This is a genomic window from Variovorax guangxiensis (genome assembly GCF_003952165.1).
Taxonomy (GTDB): domain Bacteria; phylum Pseudomonadota; class Gammaproteobacteria; order Burkholderiales; family Burkholderiaceae_C; genus Variovorax; species Variovorax guangxiensis.
In genome coordinates, this window is the sequence record NZ_RXFT01000013.1 from 96,778 (window position 1) to 121,629 (window position 24,852).

16 protein-coding genes are annotated in these 24,852 nt (G+C 69.8%); 6 read left to right on the top strand and 10 right to left on the bottom strand.

Features of this window, described 5'->3' with window-relative positions:
* Nucleotides 1-43: 43 nt before the first annotated feature.
* The 8 genes from arsB to EJP67_RS25755 all read right to left on the bottom strand — a co-directional run bounded on the left by arsB (nucleotide 44) and on the right by EJP67_RS25755 (nucleotide 14,992).
* Nucleotides 44-1,126, bottom strand: coding sequence for an ACR3 family arsenite efflux transporter (arsB, locus tag EJP67_RS25720; protein WP_126024581.1), 1,083 nt, complete (start codon nucleotides 1,124-1,126; stop codon nucleotides 44-46).
* Nucleotides 1,127-1,132: 6 nt separating this feature from the next.
* On the bottom strand, nucleotides 1,133-1,642 hold the full coding sequence (locus EJP67_RS25725) for an arsenate reductase ArsC (RefSeq protein ID WP_126024582.1): 510 nt from the start codon (nucleotides 1,640-1,642) through the stop codon (nucleotides 1,133-1,135).
* 23 nt (nucleotides 1,643-1,665) lie between these two features.
* Nucleotides 1,666-2,100, bottom strand: a complete 435-nt coding sequence (locus EJP67_RS25730) for an ArsI/CadI family heavy metal resistance metalloenzyme (protein ID WP_126024583.1) — start codon at nucleotides 2,098-2,100, stop codon at nucleotides 1,666-1,668.
* Nucleotides 2,097-2,438: an ArsR/SmtB family transcription factor gene (locus EJP67_RS25735; RefSeq protein ID WP_126024584.1), complete on the bottom strand. Its 342-nt coding sequence runs from the start codon at nucleotides 2,436-2,438 to the stop codon at nucleotides 2,097-2,099. Before EJP67_RS25735 ends, EJP67_RS25730 begins: the two co-directional genes overlap by 4 nt.
* A 72-nt stretch (nucleotides 2,439-2,510) precedes the next feature.
* Nucleotides 2,511-2,759, bottom strand: coding sequence for a hypothetical protein (locus EJP67_RS25740; RefSeq protein WP_126024585.1), 249 nt, complete (start codon nucleotides 2,757-2,759; stop codon nucleotides 2,511-2,513).
* A gap of 1 nt (nucleotide 2,760) precedes the next feature.
* Nucleotides 2,761-3,063 (bottom strand): hypothetical protein, encoded by a 303-nt coding sequence (locus EJP67_RS25745; protein ID WP_126024586.1) that lies wholly within the window; start codon nucleotides 3,061-3,063, stop codon nucleotides 2,761-2,763.
* An 11-nt stretch (nucleotides 3,064-3,074) separates the two neighbouring features.
* The gene (locus EJP67_RS25750) at nucleotides 3,075-6,932 is read right to left on the bottom strand and encodes a TonB-dependent receptor (protein WP_126024587.1); all 3,858 of its coding nucleotides are present in this window, start codon (nucleotides 6,930-6,932) and stop codon (nucleotides 3,075-3,077) included.
* The gene (locus EJP67_RS25755; protein WP_126024588.1) at nucleotides 6,929-14,992 is read right to left on the bottom strand and encodes an SdrD B-like domain-containing protein; all 8,064 of its coding nucleotides are present in this window, start codon (nucleotides 14,990-14,992) and stop codon (nucleotides 6,929-6,931) included. The genes EJP67_RS25750 and EJP67_RS25755 overlap by 4 nt, the downstream gene beginning before the upstream one ends.
* Nucleotides 14,993-15,225: 233 nt before the next feature.
* On the opposite strand from EJP67_RS25755, the gene EJP67_RS25760 reads away from it, so the two are divergent.
* Together EJP67_RS25760 and EJP67_RS25765 are read left to right on the top strand one after the other, a co-directional pair.
* Nucleotides 15,226-16,062: a response regulator transcription factor gene (locus EJP67_RS25760; RefSeq protein WP_126024589.1), complete on the top strand. Its 837-nt coding sequence runs from the start codon at nucleotides 15,226-15,228 to the stop codon at nucleotides 16,060-16,062.
* Nucleotides 16,063-16,158: 96 nt separating this feature from the next.
* Complete coding sequence (locus EJP67_RS25765; RefSeq protein ID WP_126024590.1) at nucleotides 16,159-18,399, top strand: sensor histidine kinase; 2,241 nt, start codon at nucleotides 16,159-16,161, stop codon at nucleotides 18,397-18,399.
* Nucleotides 18,400-18,423: 24 nt separating this feature from the next.
* Here EJP67_RS25765 and EJP67_RS25770 read toward each other — a convergent pair whose 3' ends face one another.
* Nucleotides 18,424-18,645: a hypothetical protein gene (locus tag EJP67_RS25770; RefSeq protein WP_240650786.1), complete on the bottom strand. Its 222-nt coding sequence runs from the start codon at nucleotides 18,643-18,645 to the stop codon at nucleotides 18,424-18,426.
* Between the two features lie 222 nt (nucleotides 18,646-18,867).
* On the opposite strand from EJP67_RS25770, the gene EJP67_RS25775 reads away from it, so the two are divergent.
* The 4 genes from EJP67_RS25775 to EJP67_RS25790 are packed head-to-tail and all read left to right on the top strand — an operon-like array spanning nucleotide 18,868 to nucleotide 24,076.
* A complete protein-coding gene (locus EJP67_RS25775; RefSeq protein WP_126024591.1) occupies nucleotides 18,868-20,691 on the top strand; it encodes an FAD-dependent oxidoreductase in 1,824 nt (607 codons plus the stop codon).
* Nucleotides 20,688-22,538, top strand: coding sequence for a 2-oxoacid:acceptor oxidoreductase subunit alpha (locus EJP67_RS25780; protein ID WP_126024592.1), 1,851 nt, complete (start codon nucleotides 20,688-20,690; stop codon nucleotides 22,536-22,538). The genes EJP67_RS25775 and EJP67_RS25780 overlap by 4 nt, the downstream gene beginning before the upstream one ends.
* On the top strand, nucleotides 22,535-23,590 hold the full coding sequence (locus EJP67_RS25785; protein ID WP_126024593.1) for a 2-oxoacid:ferredoxin oxidoreductase subunit beta: 1,056 nt from the start codon (nucleotides 22,535-22,537) through the stop codon (nucleotides 23,588-23,590). The genes EJP67_RS25780 and EJP67_RS25785 overlap by 4 nt, the downstream gene beginning before the upstream one ends.
* Nucleotides 23,591-23,638: 48 nt before the next feature.
* Nucleotides 23,639-24,076, top strand: coding sequence for a CBS domain-containing protein (locus tag EJP67_RS25790; RefSeq protein ID WP_126024594.1), 438 nt, complete (start codon nucleotides 23,639-23,641; stop codon nucleotides 24,074-24,076).
* Between the two features lie 18 nt (nucleotides 24,077-24,094).
* On the opposite strand, the gene EJP67_RS25795 is transcribed toward EJP67_RS25790, so the two are convergent.
* Complete coding sequence (locus EJP67_RS25795; RefSeq protein ID WP_126024595.1) at nucleotides 24,095-24,784, bottom strand: GntR family transcriptional regulator; 690 nt, start codon at nucleotides 24,782-24,784, stop codon at nucleotides 24,095-24,097.
* Between the last annotated feature and the right edge of the window lie 68 nt (nucleotides 24,785-24,852).

The window sequence follows — 24,852 nt, forward strand, 5'->3', positions numbered from 1 at the left end:
TCGCGGTGTGCGAAGCCGCCGCCGCCGGCCCCGCCCGTACGCTTCAGCGCGGCAGCCCCTGCTCGTACCAGCGCCGTGACCGCGTCACGACCGACACGACGGCCAGCATGAGCGGCACCTCGATGAGCACGCCGACGACCGTGGCCAGTGCCGCTCCCGACTGGAAGCCGAAGAGGCTGATGGCAGTCGCCACCGCGAGCTCGAAGAAGTTGCTCGCGCCGATCAGCGCCGAAGGTCCCGCGACGCAATGCGCCACGCCGAGCTTGCGGTTCAGCAGGTAGGCCAGCCCCGAGTTCAGCACCACCTGGCAGAGGATCGGAACGGCCAGCAGCGCGATCACCATCGGCTGCGCGATGATCGCCTCGCCCTGGAATGCGAAGAGCAGCACCAGCGTGAGCAGCAGCGCGCCGATGGACCAGCGGCCCAGCCGCGTGCCCACGGCCTGCAGGTGCGACGGGCCCTTCTTCAGGAGATGCCCGCGCAGCAGCTGCGCGATGGCGACCGGCACCACGATGTACAGGCCCACCGAGATCAGCAGCGTGGCCCACGGCACCGTGATCGACGACAGCCCCAGCAGCAGCGCCACCAGCGGCGCGAAGCCCACCACCATCAGCGCGTCGTTGAGCGCGACCTGCGACAGCGTGAAGTACGGGTCGCCCCGGCACAGCTGGCTCCACACGAAGACCATCGCGGTGCAGGGCGCCGCCGCGAGCAGGATCAGGCCGGCCACGTAGCTGTCGAGCTGGTCCGCCGGCAGCAGCGTCGCGAACGCATGGCGCACGAAGAGCCAGCCCAGCAGCGCCATCGAGAAGGGCTTGACGATCCAGTTGACCACCAGCGTCACGCCGATGCCGCGCCAGTGCGCCCTGACCTGCCCGAGCGCTGCGAAGTCGATCTTCAGGAGCATCGGCACGATCATCACCCAGATGAGCAGGCCCACCGGAAGGTTGACCTTGGCGAGTTCGAGGCGCGCCACCGCCTGGAACGCGGTGGGGAACCATTGGCCCAGGGCCACCCCGGCGACGATGCACAGCGCCACCCACACGGTGAGGTAGCGTTCGAAGCCGCCGATGGAAGGCTGCGCGGCGGCCTGGTCCGCGCCAGGCGGTGCAATGGAGGACGACATCGCGCGTCAGGACCCGGCCAGTTCGCGGGCGGTGGCCTGCAGCGCCATCCTGTCGAGGCTGGCCGCCGGCAGGTTCACCAGCAGCTCGAGGCGACGGCGGATGGCGTGCAGCGTCTGGCGGAAGGCTTCGCGCTTGCGGTCGTCGTCGCCTTCGACCGCCGAGGGATCGGCATAGCCCCAGTGAGCGGTCGCCGGCTGGCCGGGCCAGTAGGGACAGGACTCGCCCGCGGCGTTGTCGCACACGGTGACGACGAGGTCCATGCGGGGCGCATCCGGCTTCCCGAACTCGTCCCAGCTCTTGCTGCGCAGGCCCGATGTGTCGATGCCGGCCTTGTGCAGCACTTCGATGGCCATCGGATTGGGCTGCTGGTTCGCGCGCGGGCTGCTGCCGGCCGAATAGGCCCTGAAGCGGCCGGCGCCGATGTCGTTGAGCAGCGCTTCGGCAAGGATGCTGCGCGCGGAGTTGTGCGTGCACAGAAAGAGCACGTTGAGCGGGGCGGTGTTGGTGTCGGTCATGAAACGAGGAGGGGCTTGGTGGCTCAGCAGCAGGCGCTGGCCTTGCCAGGGGTGACGCAGCAGGCGGATGACCGCTCGCGCGCGATGCCGTGCACGGGCACCGTGTCGAGCGTGCGGTAGTGCTCCCAGGCGATGCCCTGCGGGTCGGTCACCCAGTGCTTGTCGCTGCGGGCGTAGCAGCAGCTGGTTTCGCCTTCGTCGAGCAGCGACCGGTCAGCCAGTTCGGCGCGCGAGCGCAGCTCCCGCAGCTCGCCTTCGTCCTCTGCCTGGATGCCCAGGTGGTCGATGCCCTTGCCGCTGCCGAAGGTCGAGATGGCGAAGTTCACGCGCGGGTCTTCGAGCATCCACTTGGCATAGTCGGCCTCGACGCGCGCGGGCTCGGCGGCGAACAGGCTGGAATAGAAGGCAATGCTCTTGCGCAGGTCGTCGACGTGAAGGTGAACGTGGAATCGCTTCATGGGGTGCTTCCTTGGCTGTGGCAGGACTTTGTTCTGTCTTCCACCGCGCAGGGGGCGCCCGCACAGCAGTTCTCGGTGAGGAAGCCCAGCAGCGCATCCATCTGCTCGAAGGCGGCGCGGTAGACCAGGTTGCGGCCGCTGCGCTCCTGCGTGATGAGCCCGGAGTTGGTCAGCTCCTTCAGGTGGAACGACAGGCTGGTGGCCGGCACTTCCATCGCTTCGACCAGCGCCCCGGGCGTCAGGCCCTCGGGGCCGGCCACGACGAGGGCGCGAAAGACGCGAAGGCGCAGCGGCTGGGCGAGCGCGGCAAGAGACTGAACGACTTTTGATTCTTCCATGATTCGAGAATATTTGAATTATTGAATGAATGCAAGCGCCATGTCGTGGGCGCCTGCGTTGCTCCTGCCCGTTTATTCCGGCTGCTTCAGCTCTTGCGGCAGCAGATCCTTGGAGGAGGGCGGCGCCAGCATGCCGTGTTTCAGGCTCCATACGCACGCGCCGAGCCGCAGCAGCCTCTCCACGTTGGCGTCGTGCAGTGGATTCTGCTTGTCTTCCCGCTCGATCAGCTCGCTGATGCAGGCGAGCGCGTCCGTGGGCGTGAAGCCCAGGCCGGCGCGCGCCATGCCGATCAACGTCACGAGAACATCCGTCTTCTTCATTTCAGCGCACGCCGGCGGCAAGCCGCATCTCGCTGCACAGCCGAGGGCCGTAGTCCTCGCTGCGCGCCGCGAAACCGTAAGCGGCGGCCCGGCGCAGCGCGAAGGCGGTCACGTCGCGCAGGTAGGTGCTGCCCGGCTCGCGGCCGGCGGCGGCGCGGGCCTCGAAGTCGGCCTGGAAGTCGCGGGCCCATTCCTCGCAGAGCCTGTAGCGCTCTCCTCGGGCGTCGAGGAAGCCCGCGCGCGCCAGCGTCTGCGCGATGTCGATCAGCGGCACGTTGAAGGGCATCTCCTTGGGTTCGCTCATGGCCGGCCTCTTCAGAACTTGCCCAGCACGTTCAGGAACCAGCCCTTGCTGCGGTAGCTCATGTCCGTGAGGTTGTCGGAGTAGTCGGTGAAGTTGTAGCCGACGCCGACCTTCAGGTTCTCGTTGACGTGGTAGTACGCCGCCGTGACCCAGCCGCTCTTGCGGTCCTTGAGTTCCTTCGCGCGCAGGGTGCGCCATTCGAGCATCCAGTCCCAGTTGCGCACCAGCTTCCAGTCGACGCGAAGCACCGCGAGCTCGGCCGAGCTCTTGAACCACGGCGCGGAGCTGTCGCGGCTCGCGCGCAGCTCGCCGCGGCGCCAGGCGTACTTGCCGCCCAGCGTCCAGCGCTCGTTGAGGTCCCAGGTGGCGTCGATGGCGAAGACGTGGCTTCGCTGCTGGTAGTCGATGCCGGTGGTCGAGACGGTGCCCAGCGTGGAATCGACACCGCCCGATACCACCTGGCCCGGCGAGGAGAGGTCGTACAGGTAGGTGTACTTGAACAGCAGGTTCAGCCGGTCGTTCAGCGCCGGGCGCAGCGCGTAGCCGAGCATGGCTTCGGTGTACTTGGCGGCGGCCAGCGTGCCGGTGGTGCTGTCGCTGTCGGCCCAGTTGAACTTGCCGATCCAGCGCGAGTCGTCGTCCACCTTCCAGCTGAAGGAGTTCTTCACCAGCCAGCTGGTGCGCGTCTCGGCGGTGGTGCGGTCCTTGCGGTATTCGAGGCCGCCGCTGTACTTCAGGCGCTCGCTCGAATAGCCGCTGGTGAAGGCCACGGCCTGGCGGCGCGTGGCGCCTAGCGTCTCGGCACCGATCCAGCCGTTCTCGAAGTTGACGCCGAAGGTCCAGTGCGTGTCGGGTGCGTACTGCACGCCGTAGGCATGCGTGAGGCCCGGCTGCGCGCCGGTGGCCTGGCGGTGCTCGGTGAAGAGCGTGAGGCCGTCGCCCACGCGCGAGCGCACGCCGGTCACCAGGCTGCCGCCGCGGCCGATGAGGTTCTCGTCGGTGCGGCCGGTGTCCGACACGTAGGTCATGTAGACGCTGGAGCGGTCGTCGTACTGGTAGTCGACGCCGGCCTTGCCCGCGAAGCCGCCGTCGCCGGTGGAGAGCTCGCCGCGCAGCGCGAGCTTGTCGTTGACGCGGTAGCGCCCGCCCAGGCCGATGCGGTCGTTCTCCAGCCGCGTGCCGGTGCGCCGCAGCGTCTTCTGCGCGAAGCCGTAGGCGCTCCAGTGGTCGGCGCCGGTGTATTCGAGCTGCACGGCCGCGTCGGCGCGCTCGCCAGACACAGCCTGCGTGGTCGGCAAGGAAGGGCTGGTGATGAGCGCGTCGCCGGTCTTGTCGTCGTAGCGCAGGCCCAGGCCCAGCTTCCACTCGGGCGACAGGGCGAGCGAGTACTGCGCGTCGAGCACGCTGCTGTTGTAGCCGTTCTGTTCGTCGCGGCGGTCGGCCTTCAGGCGCAGCTCGCCGTTCTCCGCTTTCTCGCCGAAGGGCACGCTGGCCTGTACGCCGACCTGCCGCGTGGCGTTGCTCGCGTACTGTCCCGGCGCCGAGAAGCCGGCGCCGCGCGACTGCGCGTAGGCGCTCACGCGGCCGCCGCCGCGGATGTCGAAGTCGCCGAGGTCTGCCTGGCCTTCGAGGCGCCATGCGCTGGCGCTGCCGGTGGGGCCGTTGCCCAATCCGTTGGTCAGGGAACCGTTGCGGCCTGTGAAGCTGAAGCCGCCGTCCGTCGAGTCGAGCTGGCTGGTGCCCGGGCCCCGGCTGCGCGCGAACTCGCCCTTGAGGTAGGTGTTTTCGGTCTTGCGGACGGTGAGGTCGACGCCGGCCAGGCGCTGGTCGCCGCCGATCTGGTCCTGCCGCGAGGCGGTGACACCCACGCCGATGTTGTCGTTGGCCCACCACGAGACGCGGCCGCCCACGGCCAGCGTGTCGAGCGATGTGGCCAGCGGCGTGTATTCGTAGTCCACCACCAGGTAGGTCGGCATGCCGGTGAAGCCGCCGGCGCGCACCAGCGAGCCGTCGTCCGACAGGCTGGGCAGCGGCGCGGACAGCAGCACGCGGCCCTGCAGGTAGTCGATCTCGTAGTCGGTGGTGGGCACGAGCTGCGTGCGCTTGAGCACCAGGCCGGAGTCGCGGTCGCGGATCTCCAGCGTCACGCGCTCGGCGCCGCGCGTGATGTCCTGGTTGCGCAGGTAATAGAGCGAGCCGCCGGTGCCGCGGAACTCCTCGCGCGCGGCCAGCGTGCCGGGCTCGGCCGCATAGGCGTCGACCTTCAGGCGCGCCTCGCCGAAGGAGGTCGACTCCTCGCCGAGGTAGCGGCCGTGGAAGCCGTAGAGGCCGCGGCTCACGCGGGTGAGCTCGGTGTCGCCGAAGTTGAGCTTGAAGTTGCCCCACATCGCCTGCGAGCGGCCGTCGTCCACGCGCAGGTAGAAGCGGCCCTGGGTGGGCGCGTCCTCTACGGTGGTGGAGTCGTCGCCGAAGGTGCTCCAGGAATCCTCGGGGTCGAAGCGGCGGAAGAGGGAGGTCGGGTCCTTGCGGTCGAGGTTGCGGAACAGCTCCTTCAGCGGACGCTCTTCGGTGTCGACGCTGGCCGTGAGGGTCCAGCGGTCGTTGAGCTGGCCCTTGGCGTAGCCGGCGATGCGGCCTTCGCTCCAGCCGCCGCCGCCGTAGCGGTTCTTGTCGTTGGTCATGATCGCGGCCGGGCCGCTCACGCTGTTGCTGCCCACGGTGAGGTCGGCCTGGCCCACGAAGAACCAGTCGCTGGTGGGCAGGTCGAAGTCGCGGCGGTAGACGCGCGTGGCGCCCTGCACGTCGGTGACGGCGATCTCGCCGGTCTGCATGCGGCGCGGCACCAGCTGCTGGAACACGAAGCGCCCGCTCTCGTCCACCGGCACCGCGAAGCCCAGCGCGCGCACGCTCTCGCCGGGGCGGATGGCCGCGCCGCTGGCGGTGACGGTGCCCGCGCTCAGCGGAATGTTGGCGATGGCGATGTTGTTCTGGCCATAGCCGCGCAGCAGCTCGCGTGCCGGGTCGGGCGGCATGCCGGTCTCGGGCTTGTGGCGCTTCACGAGCGTGAGCGAGAGGTCGTCGGTCTCGTCGAAGCGGCCCTGGCGGTCGTAGACCCGCACGCGGTAGTAGAGCTTGCCGCTCGCGCTTTCGGGCAGGCGGTCGAGCAGGCCCTCGGGCACCTGCCACTCGCCGCGCAGGCCGGCGTCCAGCGGCACGGTGGTGACCTGGCGGCGCTGCATCGCCTCGTTGGCGGTGTACACGCGCAGTTCGGCCTTCGAGGTGAAGAGCAGGTAGTTGCTGTAGCCCGCGAAGCGCACCGTGTCACCCGCCACCACGGTGGTGGGCCAGGCGCTGGCGCTCAGGCGGCGCGGCTGCGAAAGGTTGTCGTACTGCAGGCGCAGCTGGTTGCGCTCGAGCTGAACGTCCACGCAGCGCTGGCGGTCGGCGCTGGTGGCGCCGTCGGCCGCGGGCTGCTTGCCGTCGGGCGACAGCAGCTGGCCGTCCACGCTCAGGCGCAGCGGCGCGTCGTCGGTGCCGAAGGCGGTGAGGGTGCGGCACACGCTGGGGCCGGCGGGCGCGGCGACCGCCGGCGCGGTGGCGGGCAGCTCGCGTTCGCTGCTGCGCGGCAGGCGGCGTGCGCCGTCGATCTCCACCGCGCGCGGGTCGGCCGCGGCGTGGTCGAGCATGCGGCCGCGCACCGCGGTCTCCTGCGCGGCGGCCAGTCCCATGCCGAGGCAGGCGGTGGCCACGGCGCTCGCAAGGGCCATGCGCTTCGGAAGCGCCTTCTTCTTTCTTCTCATGTCGGCTCGCTCGATCGGGTTCGGTGTCTGTTGTCGGGTCATGGCGGCGGTGTCTTTTCCTCGCGTCATGGCTTGGCCTCCTCGGAAGAGGCGGCGGCAGGCACCAGCTCGATCTCGACGTCCAGGTTGAAGAGCGGCGGCTCGTTGCGCGAGGCGCGCTGCTCGCCGAGCTGCTTCCAGCGCGAGAGCACAGCGGCCTTCACCGCGTCGGTGCGGTCGCGGCCCAGCGAGGCGGGCTCGCCAGGCGCGGCCTTGTAGGCCAGCCGCAGCATCGACGTCTTCTCGGCCAGCACGGCGACCGTGCGGTCGAGTTCGCCCGCGAAGGCGGCGCGCAGCGTGGCGGCCCCGTCGTCGAAGGCCGCGCCCTGCAGCGCGAGGCGCACCACGCGGTGCACGGTGGCGCCGAAGTTGATCTTCAGCACCTTGCCGCGCGTGGCGCGCTCGGCCGCCGGGTTCTCGCTGGTGGTGCGATAGCCCGAGGGCAGGGTGCGCTCGTCGAGCTTGAGCACCAGGTTGCTGCCGGTGCCTTCCTTCGGAATGGCCGCGCAGGCGATGTGGTAGCGGCCCTCGGCGTCGGTGGTGGCCAGCACGCCGTTGACGGTGGCGATGCGCACGTTGGCCAGGCCCGGTTCGCCGTCGTCCTGGTAGCCGTTGGCGTTCCTGTCGTCGTAGACCTTGCCGATCACGTCGGTGCAGTCGAAGAGGGCGTCGGGCACCACGCGCACGCTGGCGGTGGCCAGGTTCGACAGCGTCCTGCCCCCCACGCCCTGCGTGGCGACGACCTGGTTGACGAACTCGCCTTCGCCCACGCCCACGCCGACGCCCGCGACCATCAGGTATTCCTTGGTCTCGTTGGGCGCGAAGTTCTGGCCGGGCACGATCACCTGGCGGCCGCTGACCTGCGGCACCACCGGCAGCGCCACGCCGCCGGGCAGCGTGCGCACGCTGAGCGAGCCCTGGATGTACCGGAAGCCCGGCGGCAGCGTGTCGACCACGGCCACGCCCGGCACCGTGGTGCCGCGCGTGTTGCGCGCCGTGATGCGGTAGGGCAGCAGCTCGCCCTTCTTCACGGTGAGCTTCGAGGTGGTCTTGCGCAGCTCGATGAGCGTGGCGTCCGACGGATCGAGCGGGATGTTGTTGGCCACCACGTGCTGGCCGCCGCCGCCCGGCATGTTGAACAGCATGTAGTAGCCCGCGCCCGGCACCAGTGCCGCGCCGGGGCTCACCACGCAGGGCTTGGTCTGTGCGGGTGCCGGGCCGTTGGCGGGCGCGGCGCACGACTGCGTGCCCAGCGCGCCGGCCGCGGGCGGGTACATCGAGGAGGGCAGGTAGGCCCCCGGCGGCGTGATGACGAGGCGGTACTCGCCGGCCGGCGCGCCCGGCAGCACGAAGAAGTCGTAGTAGCCGCTGGTGCCGGTGGTGTAGCTGTCGCGTCCGTCGAGCAGGTGCTGCGAGGGGTCGAAGCCCGCCGGGCCGACCAGCTTCACCAGCGCGCCGGGCACGGGCGTGCCGCTCACGCTGTCATACACCACACCGCCCGGGTCGTAGGGCAGGTCCTGCTTCTGGATGTTGGCGCCCGCGCTCACGCGCACCTTGATGCTGAAGCGCGGGTCGCTCGCGGCAGGCGTCGGGTAGGGGCCGTTGGCGCCGTTCTGCGCGGCATCGGTCGGCCACACGCCGCCCACGACGCGGCCGTCGGGCGAGCGGAAGCGCACGCGGTATTCGCCGGGCACGAGGTCGCCGAAGCGGTAGCTGCCGTCGGCGCCGGTGGTCACGGTGTAGAGCACGGTGGCCGCGTTCTCCGCGCAGGCGTTGCCGCCGTCGGCGCAGCGCATCAGCTCGACCGTCCAGCCTTCGCCCTGGCCCTCGCCCGATTCGCGGGTGCGGTTGTGGTTCAGGTCGAACCACACGGTGCCGGTGAGCGACGCGGGCTGGTTGCTGTGCTCGGTGAAGTCGTAGCCGGTACCGTTGGCTTCCAGGCCGGTGAAGTTCACGCGGATCTGGTTCGTGCCCTGCGCGGTGCCGCCCAGCGTGCCGGGGATGGCGATGCCTTCGTCGTAGCCGCTCGGCTGCGTCTCGGTGACGGTGTAGCCGCCGCTGCCCGGAAGGGGCAGGCCGGGCAGCTCGTAGCGGCCGTTGGCGTCGGTGACGGCGGTGCGCGTCACCGGCTGGCCGGCCGCGTCGGTGCCGGTGAGCGCGAGGGTCACGCCCGCGATCGGCAGGTCCTGCGGCTCGCGCTTGCCGTTGCGGTTGGCGTCGTTGTAGACGGTGCCCGCCAGCGATGCGCCGCGTTCGCCGAAGTTGTAGTTGTCGCCGTTGCCGCCGCGGTAGGCGATGGCGCCGATGACGTCGTTGCCCAGCGTGCCGGTGGCCGCACCCTCGACGGTGCCCACGGCGTCCAGGCCGTCGGCGTAGGTCACGGGCTGCGTCTCGCGGATGGTGTAGCCCGCCGCGTCGGCCGGCAGCAGGCCGGTGAAGACGTAGCGGCCGCTGGCGTCGGTGACCACCGTGGCATTCACCGCGAGCCCGCTGGCCGAGCGGCCGGTGAGCGTGAGCGTCACGCCCGGGATGCCGGCCTCGGTGGGCTGCCGCACGCCGTCGTTGTTGGTGTCGACGTACACCCAGCCCGCGATCTGGCCGCCGCGTTCGCCGAAGTTGTAGTCGATGCCCGCGTCTTCCGACACCAGCGCCAGGCCGCCGAAGCGGTCGTTGGTGCCGCCGGGGTTGGCGGTGCCGCGCGGAGCGCCGCCCACGGTGCCCAGCGACTCGGGGCCGTCGGCCACGCCGGCGGGTTGGGTCTCGTCGATCTGGTAGGTGCCGGGCGTGAGCGCGTCCACCAGGTAGTGGCCGTCGGCCGCGGTCTGCACCGTGCGGTCGACCGGGTTGCCCTGGAAGTCGGTGCCGGTCACGCGGATGGTGGTGCCGGCGATGCCGGGCTCGCCGGTGTCGCGGGTGCCGTTGGAGGGGGCCACGTCGGCGTACACGTAGCCCGAGAGGCTGGCCGGCTTCACGGCCGAGAAGTTGTTGCCGGTGGAGCCCGCGCCCGCCGCGCCCAGCACGATGTTCTGGATGACGTTCGCGGTCGAGCCGTTGGGGCCGTTGCTCACGCCGCTGCCGCTGGTGGGCACCGAGCCGGGCGTGCTGCCCGCGCCGCTGACGTTGCCGGCGCGCGTGATGCCGGGCAGGTAGCCCGCGGGGCGCGCCTCGGTCACGGCGTAGCTGCCCGGTGCGAGGTTCGGGAAGCTGTAGTCGCCGCTGGCGTCGGTGGTGGTTGTGCGCGACACCGCCTGGCCGTTGACGTCGGTGCCGGTGAGCGTGATGGTCACGCCCGCCAGGCCCGGCTCGGTGGCCGGCGCGCCTTGCGCGCCGTTGCCGTCGCGGTCGTAGTAGACGCGGCCGGAGATGCCGCCGGGCAGCAGTTCGCCGAACCAGTATTCGCCCTGCGTCAGCGGCACGTTGGTGCCCGGGACGGTCACGCCGCCGATGACGTTGCCGCCGCCCTGTGGCGCCCCGGGCTGGCCGTTGTTGTTGGCCTTGCCGGGCGCGTAGTTGGCCGGCTGCGTCTCGGTGATGGTGTAGCCGCCCGCGCCCGAGGGAGGCACGTTGCGGAACTCGTAGCCGCCCGGCGTGCCGGTGGCCACCGCGAGGAGGTTCACCGGGTTGCCCGCGGCGTCCGTGCCCGTCAGGCGCAGTTCGACGTTCGGGATGCCGGTGTCGCCGGCCTGCGGCACGCCGTCGTTGTTGCCGTCGACGAACACGCGCGTGGTGATGCGGGTGAGCAGCTCGCCGAAGTTGTAGCCGGTGCCGTTCACGTTGGAAGCCAGTGCGATGGCGTTCACCACGTCGTTGCCCGCGGTGCCGCCGGCGCTGCCGGCCGTGTCGCTGCCGTCGGCGAAGCCCGCGGGCTGCGTCTCGGTCAGCACGTAGGTGCCGGGCGTGAGGTTGTTGAAGGCGTAGTTGCCGGTACTGGCCGCCGTGGTGGTGGTCAGCGATACCGGGTTGCCGAACATGTCGGTGCCGGTGAGCGTGACGGCCACGCCGGCGATGCCGGGGTCGCCCGCGCTGGAGGCTCCGCTGTAGTCGGCGTCCTGGTAGACGCGGCCGGCCAGGCTGGAAGAACGTACTTCGCCGAAGTTGTTGGCGCTGGAGGTGCCGCCCGTGCCGAGCACGATGTTGTCGATGCGGTTGGCGTTGGAGCCGTTCGGGCCGTTGCCGGTGCCCGGCGGCACGGTGCCGGGCGTGCTGCCCGCACCGCTGACGGTGCCGGCACGCGTGATGCCGGGCAGGTATGCGGCGGGCTGGTCCTCCGTCACGCTGTAGGTGCCTGCGGGCACGGTGAAGGCCCAGTTGCCGCCCGCGTCGGTGGTGGTGGTCATCGAGACCGCATTGCCCGAGCTGTCGGTGCCGGTCAGGCGGATGGTCACGCCGGCGATGGCGGGCTCGCCGCCGTCGATCAGGCCGTTGCCGTTCAGGTCTTCATACACGCGGCCCGAGAGCGCGCTGTTCTGCACGGTCACGGAGCCGTCGTTGAAGTTGTTGCCGCCGTCCGGATCGGTGCCGCCGTTGGTGTCGCCCGAACCGGTGGTGACGATGTGGGCGCGGTTGGTGAGCACGGTGCCGTTGGCCGGCGCCGCGCCGCTGAAGCGCACCGGAATGCGCACGGTGGCCGTGCCGTTGGCCGGCATCGAAGCGATGGCGCAGCTCACGGCGCTGTTGCCGGCCATGCCTGTGCAGGTGGGCGCGGCGGGCGTGAAGCTGCCCCCGGTCACGGTGAACACCGGCGTGCCGGCCAGCACCAGCGGTGCGGGCAGGTTGTCGGTGAAGGCGGTGGTCTCGGCGCTGTCGGGGCCGTTGTTGCGCAGCTGCACGATCCAGTCGAAGGGCACCGCCGAGGAGACGGTGCCCAGCGGCGTGTTGGTGCCGGCCACGACGGCGGCCTTGGAGACCACCTGCACGTCGGCCTTGAAGCGGAAGGTGGTGTTCTCGGCCACCGCGTTGTTGCCCTGCACGGTGTCGAAGGCGTTGCGCGCGGCTTCGAAGAAGTCGACCCTGGCGTTGTTCTGGAAGGTGCCGCGCGAAACGCCGCGCAGCACCACGCGGAACTGCAGCGTGTCGGGCTCTCCGGTCGCCCCTGACGAACCTTGCTTGCCGCCCAGCGTCGGGATGGTGAAGACAATCTGCCCGCCGGCCGAGCCGATCGCGGCGCCGTTGGCCAGCGCGAAGGTGGTGCCGCCCGGCGCGGTCACCGACACCAGCGTGGGCGGCGCCTCGCCGCTCGGCCCTGGCAGCGGCAGCGTGTCGACCATGCGCACGTCTTCCGCCGTCGAGGCGCTGTTGTTCGACACCGTGATGGTGTAGCCCACGTCGTCGCCCACGTTCACCGGGTCGACGTCGTCGCGCTTGGTGACGACCAGGTCGTACACCGGCGCACCGATGGTGGCCGGCACGGTGGCGTCGTTGTTGGTGGTGCTGATCTCCGGCGTGGCCGTGGAGACGTGCACGCTGTTGGTCACCGTGGAGCCGTTGAGCACGTACAGCGGCCGCACGCGCACGGTGACGGTCTGCTGCACGTTGCGGTCGAGCGAGGTCCACGCGCACTCGAGCTGGTTGTTGGTGGTGCCGGTGCCCGTGGGCTGGGTGGTGTTCGGCTGCGTGCTGCAGCTGCCGCCGCCCGAGGCTGTGGCCGAGATGAACATCAGGTTGGCCGGCAGCGTGTCGACCACGTGCACGTCGTAGGCGCGGCTCATGTTGCCCTGCGCGAGGCTCTGGTTGCGTGCCGTGAGCGTGTAGGTGAGCAGCTGGCCGACCGGCACCGTGGCGGGGCTTGCCGACTTGGTGACCGTGACATCGGCGCGCGCCAGCAGGTAGGCGGTGGCGCTGCCGTCGTTGTTGGCCAGGTTCGGATCGGCCGGCGTGGTTGCCAGCGCGTTGGCGGTGTTGTTGATCTGGAAGCCGTGATCGGTTGCCGATGCGCCGTCGCCGTAGTGCTTCGCGACCACCTGGATGACGGGGCACAGCGGCAGGGCGCTGGCGGGGTCGGTGCTCGCGCGGCAGACCGGCAGGGTCGACAGCGTGCAGTTCGACAGCGACGCCTGCCCGAAGCCGCTGCCGTTGGCCGGCAGCGCGCAGGTGCCCGCGAAGGTGCCGCCGTTGGGCGTCTGGGTGACGGCGCCCGCGCCGATCACCTGGGCGAAGGCGTCGGTGACGACCACGTTCTGCGCCTCGGAGGGGCCGGCGTTGACCACCTCGATCTGCCAGGTGACGTCCTGGCCCGCGACCTGCCGGTTGCCCGCGCTGTCGCCGATGCCCACCACGCGCTTGAGCACCTTCACGTCGGCCGCGGTGGCGCCGTCGTTCGCGCCGGTGCCCAGGCTCACGCAGTCGTTGCCGGTGTTGGCGTCGGGGTCGGCGCCGAGCGTGGGCGCTGCCGCGGGCAGCGCCACGTTCACGCACATGCTGTTGACGATCTGGCCGCCCGCCGGCAGCGACGGGATGGTGGCGTTCACGATGATGTAGCCGCCGTTGCGCGCGCTGCTGCCGTTGGAGGTGTCCACGCCGATGTCGGCCGCGAGCGTGCGCGTGCAGGTCACGGTGGCGGGGCCGGGCACCGGGGTCGCGGGCGTCGGCACGACGGTGGCGCCGCCCTTGGTCACCGTGCAGGTGTAGCCGTCGCGCTGGGTGACGCTGTTGATCTGCACGCCGGCGGGCAGGTCGTCCACCAGCTGGATGGTGCTGCCCGCGAGCAGGCGGGTGCCGCCGAGGTTGGTGCTGCCGACCTGGTAGTCGAAGGCCTGGCCTAGCGGCACGTTGTTCTGCGGCCAGCCGCGGCGCTTGTCGGCGCGGAAGTCGGTGGCCGAGACCGCCACGTCGGCCGGCACGCTGCCGGTGGCCGAGTTGGCGATGGGGCCGGTCGCGCTCACGGTGGCTTCGTTGACGATGCCGGTGCCGGCGGTCATCGCGATGACCGGCACCACGATGTCGCCGAGCGCCACGTTCGCGCCGCCGCTGCCGCCGATGTTGCTGCGCGTGCAGCTCACCGTCTGGCCGCTGGCGGAGCAGCTCCAGCCGGCCGGCTGGCTGGGCAGCGTCTGGATCGCGAAGTTGGCGGGAATGGTGTCGGTCAGCGTCACGCCCGTGGGCGAGGTGCCGCTGAAGCTCGGGCTCAGCCTGAAGTTGAAGCGCTGGCCCACCAGCAGTTGGCCGCCGTCGTGGCTCTTCGCGAGCGCGAGCACGTAGCCCGCCGTCACGGTGGTGTTGGCGGTGGCGCCGTTGTTGGTGGAAACGCCGTCCTCCACCGAACCCGCGGCCGCCACGGCCGGCTGGTGCGTGATGGTGGAGCCCGCGCCCGCGGTGACCACGGCGTTGATGCTGTAGGTGCGGCTGTTGCTGCCGGCGGTGGCCGGCGTGGCCGGCACGTTGCAGCGCAGTTCGCTGCCCGTGATCGAACAGCCCGAAGGCAGGCCGCTGCCCGACACCGACAGGCCCGTGGGAATCGGGTAGGTCAGCGTCGAGCCGGTGCTGGTGTCGGGGCCGTTGTTGGTGAGCGTGAAGACGATCGGCACCGTCGAGCCGCTCGGCGCGGTGGCCGGCGCGCTGATGGCCACCGCCACGTCGGCGCCCTGGTTCACGGTGATGATCTTCGTCTCGCTGGAGCCGCCGCCGCTGGGTGTGGCGGTCACGGTCAGCGTGCCCTGCGAGACCGTGCGCAGCAGCACCTGGAAGTCGCGAAGCTGGTTCGCCGCGAGCGTGATGCCCGAGCAGGTCAGCGTGCCGGGGCCGGCAGTGCCCACGGAAATGGTCGCCGAGCAGCTGCCCACGGGGACCGGGCCGGTGCCCATGTAGATCGAATTGCCGGGAATCGTGTACGTGAACGACGCACCCGGTGCGCCGATCGGCAGGCTGTCGGTCTCGGCGATGGTGACGGTGCTCGTCACCGTGCCGCCGGCGGGAAGGATGTCCGGCGAATGCACCAGGCTCGACACCTGCGGCACCGCGTGCGCGGCCGTGGCGAAGAGCAGCCCCGCGAGAGGCGCGGCGATGCGCCTCAGGCAGTGCCGCAGTCGCGCGGCGTTGGAAGACAAGTCGCGGCGCGCCTGCGCGTGCGACAGATTCGATGGGGTCCTGAACATCCCGTCCCTCGTGATGGCTCTGGTGGCCGGGCACCTTTCGTTCTGGCGCCGCGAAGGCGGCGGGGTGCTCCGGAAAGGGCGGGATTCTTCGGCGGCCCCCCAGGGGCCACTTTTGCGATTCAGGACAAAAGCTTTGCCAATGATGACATTTGTTTACTAATGCAACATAATGTGAACTGAATGTGAACTAATTCACGCTGCGTTTAGGCGACGCACTCCTACGCTCGACGCCCATGTCCTACTGGTCGACCACGCCGCCCCGGCGCGCGCACATCCTCGTCATCGACGACAACATCGAAGAGCTGCAGCTGTTGCTGGCAACGCTGCGAGAGGCGGGGCACCGCATCAGCCTCGCATTCGATGCGCTCGAGGGCTACCGCCGTGCGACCGCGCTGCAGCCCGACCTGGTGCTGCTGGACGTGCGCATGGGCGCCACCGACGGCTACGCCACCTGCCGGCTGCTGAAGGCAGATCGCGCGACGGCGCGCATCCCGGTGATCTTCGTGACCTCGTCGAGCTCGGTGGAAGAGCGCCTCACCGGCCTGCGCGAAGGCGCCGTCGACTACATCCTCAAGCCCTTCGAGCCGGCGGAAGTGCTGGCGCGCGTGGCCGTACACCTCGCGCTCGCGAGCTGCCGCGAGCAGGCGCAGGCCTGCATCGAAGAGGCCGAGAGCGCGCTGGAGCACGCCCGTGGCGAGCCCGCTGCGGACCATGCCGACCGCGTGCTCGCGCAGGCGGTCGAGCGGCTGGTGCGCGCCGACCTCGCGAACGTGCCGGCGCTGCCCGCGCTGGCGGCCAGCGTGGGCACGCACGAGAAGCGCCTGTCGCGCGTGTTCAGGGAGCAGACCGGCCGCACGGTGTTCGAGTTCGCGCGCGAGGCCCGGCTTGCCGAGGCGCAGCGGCTGCTCGCGGGCTCGGCGCTCAGCGTGGAAGAAGTGGCTCTGGCAGTGGGTTTTTCGGGTGCCGCCAATTTCTCGACCGCATTCCGCGAACGCTTCGGCCGCACGCCCACCGCATTCCGCCAGGCGCGCGCCGCGCCAGCCGCGCCGCCGTCGGTGCCTTCGGCCTGACGCGGCAGCGCAAAGGCGGTGACCACCCCGGGCCCTTGCGGCATTCGCGGCATTCACTGCGCTCGCGCGCTCCTGCTGTGCGCCGTCCTCTGGCTGATGGCGCTTCCCGCTGCCCGGGCGGACGTGCTGCGCATCGACGACGAGACCCGCTGGCCGGTGCTGCTCGACACGCGCGTCGAAATGTTCGAGGACACCGGCGCGCAGCTCACGCTCGACGAGGTCGATGCGCTGCAGGACGACTCGCCCGACGGCTTCCAGCCCGGTAACTCCGCGCGCATGCGTCCGGGCTTCTCCAGATCCGCCTTCTGGCTGCGCCTGACCGTGGTGAACGGCAGCGCCACCATCCAGCCGCTGCGGCTGGTGCTCGATGCCACCTGGCTGCAGTTCGTCGACTTCCACGCCCGCCGCGAACTCGCCGGCTGGGCCAGCTGGACGCACGAGCAGGCGGGCGTGTCGGCGCGCTCCAGCGCGGGCCGCGACCGTGACCGCGTGCCCACGCTGGACCTCGACCTGCGCCCCGGCGAGCAGGCGCGCGTGCTGGTGCGCGTGCGCACCGACAGCAGCGTCAAGCTCGTGCCGAAGCTGTATTCGGCGGAGGCTTGGCGCATGTCGGAAAGCAGCCACGCGCTGATCGACGGCCTGCTCATCGGCGGGCTGCTGGTGCTGTCGGTGTATTCGCTGTCGCTTTGGGTCATCTCGCGCAACCTCGCGATGGCGCTGCAGAGCATGGGCTTCGCGCTGGTGGCGCTCTACGAGAGCACCTACCGCGGCCACGCGCGGCTCGCGCTGTGGCCCGACAGCATCGAGTGGAGCTACCGCGCGGCCGGCGTCACCGCGGGCTGCTGCGTGCTCTCGCTGATGTGGTACCTGTACACCGTGTCGCGGCGCGGGCCGGTGCGCGTACCCGGGCTGCGATGGCTTTTCGTGCTCGCGCTCGCGCAGTGCGTGGTGGTGCTGGGCACGCTCGTCGGCCCCTATGCGCCCTTCGCGATGGCGGGCACGCTGAGCGCGCCGCTGGTGGTGGTTTCGCTGACCGTCAGCACCTTCATCTACATGCGCCGCGCGGGGCCGGGCGGGAGGCTGGCGTTTCCGGTGATGAGCATCGTCGCCGTCGGCGTGTGCCTGCGGCTGGTCGAGCTGGCGATGCCGGCGCACATGATCCGCGGCTTCGACGCCTATGCGCTGGGCTTCCCGGGCATGCTGGTCGGTCTGGTGGCGCTGGCGGCGTGGGCGCAGCACCTGTCGCGGCAGCGGCATTCGGCGCAGCGCACGCTGGCGCACTGGCAGGCGGAGGAGCAGCAGCGGCTGCGCGAGGAAGTGGAGCGCAAGACGCACGCGCTGAACGCGGCGCTGGAGCAGGCCGACCAGCAGGCGCGCGAGCAGACGCAGCTGCTGGCCTACATCAGCCACGACCTGCGCGCGCCGCTGTCGACCATCATCGGCAACGTGCGCCGGCTCAACGAAGACGACGCTGTGCCGCCCGAGAGGCTGCAGGCCATCGAGCGCAGCGCGGCCTACCAGCTCGCGCTCGTGGACGACCTGCTCGACTACGCCAGGAGCGAGCTGCTGCCCTTTTCCTTCGAAGCGAAGCCGGTGCACCTGCGTGCGCTGATCGACGACATCGCGCAGTACGCCGACACGCTCGCGCAGCGCCAGCACAACCGCTTCGAGCTCGACGTGCTCGGCGCGCTGCCGACCGCCGTGTACCTGGACAGCAAGCGCTTCCAGCAGCTGCTGCTGAACCTCCTGTCGAACTCCGCGAAGTTCACGCGCGACGGCAAGATGGGCCTGCGCGTGCAGGCCCGGCCGCGCGAGGATTCATGGCGGCTCGAGTTCGACGTGTGGGACAGCGGCGTGGGCATCGAGAAGGAAGAGCAGGCGCGCATCATGCGCGCCTTCGAGCAGGGTGCGCCCAGTTCCAACGGCCATGGGCTCGGGCTGGCCATCGCCCGGCGCATCGTGCAGCACATGGGCGGGCGGCTGCAGCTGGAGAGCCGCCGCAACCTGGGCACGCGCGTGCGCTTCTCGGTGATCGTGAAGGAGGCGCCGAAGGAACTGGTGCCCGTGGTCGCAAGGCCGCTGCCGAACCCGGCGCTGGTCCACAAGCCCAGGCGCATGCCGGTGCCCGCCATCGAGCCGTTGCCCGCGGCGGTGCGCGACGAACTGGAAACGCTCGCGCGCGACGGCCGCTGGAGCGACCTTCACGAATGGGCCGACCGCCTCGCGGCCGACGCGCGCCACTCGGCGCTGGTCGAGGCCGTGCGGCACGCACTGGACCTGCTCGATTTCGAGCACATCCGGCTGCTGGCGCGTGCGACGCCGAACGCCAGCCAGTGATCTTCGGCCCGGCTGAGGCCGGAGCTATTGCGGCGAGGCCTGTGCCTGTGCTTCCTGCGGCGGTGTCTGTGCCTGCAGCTGGGCCTGCTGCGCGTCGGGCGCGCCGGCCTGTTCGCTCCCGGCGTGGTGCCTTATCGCGATGCCCTTGACGAGGTGGCGGGGCAGGTGGTGCGTCTTCCGCAACTGAGCCAGCGCCTCGCTGCGCGCCGGCTCGCATACCGGTAGAAACATGTGCAAAACGCTCATGGTGTCGTCCCGTGGAGTAACCGGCGGACATTGTGAGCGCATGAAGACCGCAATGGGGGAATCGCCCTCCCGGCGCAGATGCTTTGGCCGCAGCGCCAGCGGCCCCGGTGCGGGATTCCACCAAGCTTGCGCTTCCGTAGGCGGGGCGCATACTGCGCAAAAAACACCACCAGCCACTCGTCGGCCCCTGCGGGGTTCCGGGCGACAGCCAGGAGACACGTGTTGCAGCGAACGAACATTGCCAACCCGGCCTACTTTCACAAGGTCGTCGATTGCCAGTACGCCTGCCCGGCGCACACTCCCGTCCCCGAGTACATACGCATGATCGCGCAGCGCCGATACGGCGATGCGTACATGGTCAACTGGGTCTCCAACGTCTTCCCCGGCATCCTGGGGCGCACCTGCGACAGGCCCTGCGAGCCGGCCTGCAGGCGCGGGCGTGTGGAAGAAAGCAATACAGAGGCCCCGGAGCCGGTCGCCATCTGCAGACTCAAGCGCGTGGCCGCCGACATGAAGGAGGACGTGCGCGCGCGCATGCCCAGGCCCGTGCCGAAGAACGGCAAGCGCGTCGCTTGCATCGGCGCGGGGCCGGCCTCGCTCACCGTCGCGCGCGACCTGGCGCCATTGGGCTATGAGGTGACGGTGTTCGACGGCGAAGCCAAGCCCGGCGGCTTCATCCGCACGCAGATACCGCGCTTTCGCCTGCCCGAGTCGATCATCGACGAGGAGACGGGCTACGTGCTCGACCTGGGCGCGGAGTTCCGCGGCGGCGAGCGCATCGATTCGATGAAGACGCTGATGGGGCAGGGCTGGGACGCGATCTTCGTCGGCTGCGGTGCGCCACGCGGGCGCGACCTGGACATTCCGGGCCGCAAGGAAGCCGCAGCCAGCATCCACATCGGCATCGACTGGCTGAGCTCCGTCTCTTTCGGCCATGTGAGCAGCATCGGCCGGCGCGTGATCGTGCTGGGCGGCGGCAACACCGCCATGGACTGCTGCCGCTCGGCGCGGCGCCTCGGCGGCAGCGACGTGAAGGTCATCGTGCGCAGCGGTTTCGAGGAGATGAAGGCTTCGCCCTGGGAGAAGGAGGACGCCGCGCACGAGGGCATTCCGATCATCAATTTCCACGTGCCCAAGGCCTTCGTGCACGACAAAGGCAAGCTCGTGGGCATGCGCTTCGAGATCGTCAAGGCCGTGTACGACGACAAGGGCCGCCGCACGCTGGAGCCCACGGGCGAGCCCGAGGCCTACTTCGAATGCGACGAGGTGCTGGTGGCGGTGGGCCAGGAAAATTCCTTCCCCTGGATCGAGCGCGACTGCGGCATCGACTTCGACAAGTGGGGCCTGCCGGTGCTGGACGCGAACACTTTCCAGTCGACAGTGCCCAACGTGTTCTTCGGCGGCGACGCAGCCTTCGGGCCGAAGAACATCATCACCGCCGTGGCGCACGGCCACGAGGCAGCGGTGTCCATCGACAGGCTGCTGCGCGCGGAGCCGATCGAGGTCCGCCCGCCGCCGATGACCAACCTGGTGTCGCAGAAGATGGGCATCCATGAGTGGAGCTACGACAACGACACCTCCAACGACCTTCGCTACAAGGTGCCGTGGGCCAAGGCCGAGGCGGCGCTGGCCAGCATCCGGGTGGAGGTGGAACTGGGCTTCGACGCCGCCACCGCCTTCAAGGAAGCCGCGCGCTGCCTGAACTGCGACGTGCAGACGGTGTTCAACGAGCCCGCCTGCATCGAATGCGACGCGTGCGTGGACATCTGCCCCATGGACTGCATCAACTTCGTCGAGAACGCCGATGAAGAGGGGTTGCGCTCGCGCCTGAAGGCGCCCGCGCTCAATCTGGCGCAGGACCTGTACGTATCCGGCGGGCTGAAGACGGGCCGCGTGATGGTGAAGGACGAGGACGTCTGCCTGCACTGCGGCCTGTGCGCCGAACGCTGCCCGACCGGCGCGTGGGACATGCAGAAGTTCCTGCTGAAGATGACGCTTGCCGGGCAGGAAAAGACCCCGGAGCAAAGCCGCAAGGAGACCGCATGAAGCAGATCGAGGCGGTCAACGACTTCGTCATCAAGTTCGCCAACGTCAACGGCTCGGGTTCGGCCTCGGCCAACGAACTGTTCGCCAAGGCCATCCTGCGCATGGGCGTGCCGGTGAGCCCGCGCAACATCTTCCCCAGCAACATCCAGGGCCTGCCGACCTGGTACGAGGTGCGCGTGACCGAGCAGGGACACCTGGGCCGGCGCGGCGGCACCGACATGATGGTGGCGATGAACCCGCAGACCTGGGACGCCGACATCGCCGAGCTGGCGCCCGGCGGCTATCTCTTCTACGACAGCACGCGGCCGCTGCCGCCTTCGAAGTTCCGCGAGGACATCCGCGTGATCGGCATGCCGCTCACCGAGATCTGCAACGCCGTCTACCAGGACCCGCGCCAGCGGCAGCTGTTCAAGAACATCGTCTACGTGGGCGCGCTGGCCATCCTGCTGGGCATCGAGCCCGAGGTGGTCGAGAAGCTCTTCGGCGAGCAGTACAAGGGCAAGGAGAAACTGCTCGCCTCCAACGTGCAGGCCCTTCACCTGGGCTGCGACTTCGCGCGCGAGAACCTGCGCGAGCCCGTGGGGCTGAAGGTGCGGCGCGCCGACCGGGTGGGTGACAGGATCTTCGTGGACGGCAACAGCGCGGCTGCGCTGGGTTGCGTGTACGGCGGCGCGACGGTGGCCGCGTGGTATCCGATCACGCCGTCGTCATCGGTGGCCGAGGCCTTCCAGAAGTACTGCACCAAGTTCCGCGTCGATCCATCCACCGGCCAGCACCGCTTCGCCATCGTGCAGGCCGAGGACGAGCTCGCATCGATCGGCGTGGTGGTCGGTGCCGGATGGAACGGCGCGCGGGCCTTCACCGCGACCTCGGGGCCGGGCATTTCGCTGATGACGGAGTTCATCGGGCTGGCCTACTTCGCGGAGATTCCGGTCACGCTCATCAACGTGCAGCGCGGCGGGCCTTCGACCGGCATGCCCACGCGCACGCAGCAGGCCGACATTCTTTGCTGCGCCTATGCGTCGCACGGCGATACCAAACATGTGCTGCTCTTCCCCGAAGACCCGCACGAGTGCTTCGAGCACGCGGCGGCGGCGCTGGACCTGGCCGACCGGCTGCAGACGCCGGTGTTCGTGATGACCGACCTCGACATCGGCATGAACCAGCGCCTGTGCAAGCCCTTCGAGTGGGACGACAGCAAGGCCTACGACCGCGGCAAGGTCATGACCGCCGAGGAGCTGGAGGCGGGCCGCGACTTCGGCCGCTACAAGGACGTGGACGGCGACGGCATCCCCTGGCGCACGCTGCCGGGCACGCACCCGACCAAGGGCAGCTACTTCACGCGCGGCACGACGCGCGATGCCTATGCGCGCTACTCGGAGCGCGGGCCGGACTACATCTACAACATGGAGCGGCTGCTGAAGAAGTTCGCGACCGCGGCCACGCTGGTGCCGCAACCGGTGCTGCGGCCTGCTGCCCAGAAGACCGGGCTCGGCGTGATCTATTTCGGCTCCACCAGCCCGTCCATGCACGAGGCGCTGCAGGAGCTGGAAGGGCGCGGCATCCATCTGGACGCGATGCGGCTGCGGGCCTTTCCGTTTCCCGACAGCGTGTTGCAGTTCCTGGCCGAGCATGAGCGCGTGTTCGTGGTGGAGCAGAACCGCGATGCGCAGATGCGCAGCCTGCTGGTCAACGAGCTGGATGCCGATCCGGCGAAGCTGGTACGGGTGCTGCACTTCGACGGAACGCCCATCACCGCGCGCTTCATCGTGCAGGCGATCGATGCGCACGTCGGCAAGGCGAACGTGCAAGGCAACACCACGACCGGCGCGAAGGAGGCCGCATGACTTACCTCGCCAAGCCGAAGCTGCGGCACCCGACGCTGGCCACCAACAAGGTCGGCTACACGCGGCGCGACTACGAAGGAAAGATCTCCACGCTGTGCGCGGGCTGCGGTCACGACTCCATCTCGGCCTCGATCATCGAGGCCTGCTGGGAGCTCGACATCGAGCCGCATCGCGTCGCCAAGCTCTCGGGCATCGGCTGCAGCTCGAAGACGCCGGACTATTTTCTCGGCGCATCGCACGGCTTCAACACGGTGCACGGCCGCATGCCCAGCGTGCTGACCGGCGCCAACCTGGCCAACCGCGACCTGCTGTACCTCGGCGTCTCGGGCGACGGCGACTCCGCTTCCATCGGCCTGGGCCAGTTCGCCCACGCCATGCGCAGAGGTGTGCGCATGGCCTACATCGTGGAGAACAACGGCGTCTACGGCCTCACCAAGGGCCAGTTCTCGGCCACGGCCGACCAGGGCTCCAAGAGCAAGAAGGGCGTGGTCAACACCGACAGCCCGGTCGACCTGGTCGCCATGGCGCTGCAACTCGGCGCGAGCTACGTGGGGCGGGGCTTCTCGGGCAACAAGGCGCAGTTGGTGCCGCTCATCAAGGGCGCGATCAGCCATGGAGGCTCGGCCTTCATCGACGTGATCAGCCCCTGCGTGGCCTTCAACAACCACCCGGGCAGCACCAAGAGCTACGACTACATCCGCGAGCACAACGAGGCAGTGAGCCGCATCGACTTCATCAGCGGGCGGGAGGAGATCGCCGTGGACATGGAGCCCGGCGAAGTGATGGACGTGCGCCAGCACGACGGCACGCTGCTGCGCCTGCGCAGCCTGCACCCGGACTACGACCCGGGCGACCGCTTCGCCGCCATGGCCTACATGCAGCGGCATCACGAGATGGGCGAGGTGGTGACGGGGCTGCTCTACGTCGACCCGCTGGCCACCGACCTGCACACCGCACTCAACACCTGCGACCGGCCGCTCAATGCGTTGGGGCCGCAACAGCTGTGCCCCGGCGCCCAGGCGCTGGAACGGCTCAACGCCTCCTTGCGCTGAGCAACGGCCGGCGGCACCATTCAGGGTTCGACTCACGGAGGGCGCATCATGTCCGAGCGCACCGTTTTCCAATCGATTTCGCGCAAGCACGTGCTCAGCGTGGCCCCGCAGGCCACGGTGCGCGACGCCGCATGCGTGATGACGCGCGCCAACTGCGGCAGCGTGCTCGTCATGGAGCTGCCCGACACGCTGCTGGGCATATTGACCGAGCGCGACCTCATGACCCGCGTGCTCGCCAGGGGGCTGGACCCCGACGGCACCTCGGTGCGCGAGGTGATGACACCCAACCCGATCTGCGTGCCGCCCGAGACGCTGGTGTCCGACGCCGTGGTGCTGATGCTGGAGCGGGGCTTTCGACATCTGCCGCTGGTGGCGGGCGCGAAGGTACTGGGCGTGTTCTCGGTGCGCGATGCGCTGCCGAGGGAGATCGGCGCGGCGGTGAGCCTGAGCGAGTTCAGGGAGCAGGTGAACGACGCGCTGGGCTGAAGCGCGGCGAGGCCCCGTTCAAGGGGTCACGTAGTCGGGATACTGCTTGCAGATATCGTTCACCGCGCTGAGCGTGCCCGACAGGTGCTTGCGCAGCGCGGCCTGGGCGGCGTCCGGATCCTTCGCCTCGATGGCCCGCACGATGGCGCGGTGGTCGCGCAGGATCGCCTCGGTCTTGCCGGCGGTCGGCAGGTGCAGGCGGCGCAGCCGGTCGACATGGCCCGAGACGCGGCCCACCAGGTCCCACAGGCCCAGCACGCCGCCGGCTTCGTACATCAGGCGATGGAACGCGCGGTCGGCGCTGACGAAATCGCTGTAGCGCTGCGAGTTGGCGAGCGATGCCTGCTGGGCGATGACGCCCTTGAGCTGGTCGACCAGCCCCGGCGATTCTTCGATTGCCAGCTGGTGCACCAGCTCCAGCTCGATGGAGCGGCGAAGGAAGTGCGCTTCGCGCGCGGCAGAGATGTCGATGCGGCTCACCAGCGTGGCGTGCTGCGGATACACGTTCACCAGCCCTTCCTCGTCGAGCCTGAGCAGCGCCTCGCGCACGGGTGTCTGGCTCACGCCGAAACGATCGGCCAGCTCCTGCCGCTGCAGCACGGTGCCGGGGACGAGTTCGAGCGCAAGGATGGCTTCGCGCAGTTTCTCCAGCACCTGGGGCGCGGCAAGGCGGGTGCGGTCAAGTCGGATCTTCGGGGAGGCGCTCATCGCCGGCGATTGTGTCATTGACGCACTAATATACTAGTGTTTTAATTCTCGGAAAGACGCCGGCGCGG

Bases quoted from the DNA above. Each gene is read 5' to 3' on its own strand.
- EJP67_RS25785 (WP_126024593.1), top strand. From the start codon at position 22,535: ATGACTTACCTCGCCAAGCCGAAGCTGCGGCACCCGACGCTGGCCACC.
- EJP67_RS25765 (WP_126024590.1), top strand. From the start codon at position 16,159: ATGGCGCTTCCCGCTGCCCGGGCGGACGTGCTGCGCATCGACGACGAG.
- EJP67_RS25760 (WP_126024589.1), top strand. From the start codon at position 15,226: ATGTCCTACTGGTCGACCACGCCGCCCCGGCGCGCGCACATCCTCGTC.
- EJP67_RS25755 (WP_126024588.1), bottom strand. From the start codon at position 14,992: ATGTTCAGGACCCCATCGAATCTGTCGCACGCGCAGGCGCGCCGCGAC.
- EJP67_RS25725 (WP_126024582.1), bottom strand. From the start codon at position 1,642: ATGACCGACACCAACACCGCCCCGCTCAACGTGCTCTTTCTGTGCACG.
- arsB (WP_126024581.1), bottom strand. From the start codon at position 1,126: ATGTCGTCCTCCATTGCACCGCCTGGCGCGGACCAGGCCGCCGCGCAG.
- EJP67_RS25790 (WP_126024594.1), top strand. From the start codon at position 23,639: ATGTCCGAGCGCACCGTTTTCCAATCGATTTCGCGCAAGCACGTGCTC.
- EJP67_RS25745 (WP_126024586.1), bottom strand. From the start codon at position 3,063: ATGAGCGAACCCAAGGAGATGCCCTTCAACGTGCCGCTGATCGACATC.
- EJP67_RS25795 (WP_126024595.1), bottom strand. From the start codon at position 24,784: ATGAGCGCCTCCCCGAAGATCCGACTTGACCGCACCCGCCTTGCCGCG.
- EJP67_RS25730 (WP_126024583.1), bottom strand. From the start codon at position 2,100: ATGAAGCGATTCCACGTTCACCTTCACGTCGACGACCTGCGCAAGAGC.
- EJP67_RS25740 (WP_126024585.1), bottom strand. From the start codon at position 2,759: ATGAAGAAGACGGATGTTCTCGTGACGTTGATCGGCATGGCGCGCGCC.
- EJP67_RS25735 (WP_126024584.1), bottom strand. From the start codon at position 2,438: ATGGAAGAATCAAAAGTCGTTCAGTCTCTTGCCGCGCTCGCCCAGCCG.
- EJP67_RS25770 (WP_240650786.1), bottom strand. From the start codon at position 18,645: ATGAGCGTTTTGCACATGTTTCTACCGGTATGCGAGCCGGCGCGCAGC.
- EJP67_RS25750 (WP_126024587.1), bottom strand. From the start codon at position 6,932: ATGACGCGAGGAAAAGACACCGCCGCCATGACCCGACAACAGACACCG.
- EJP67_RS25780 (WP_126024592.1), top strand. From the start codon at position 20,688: ATGAAGCAGATCGAGGCGGTCAACGACTTCGTCATCAAGTTCGCCAAC.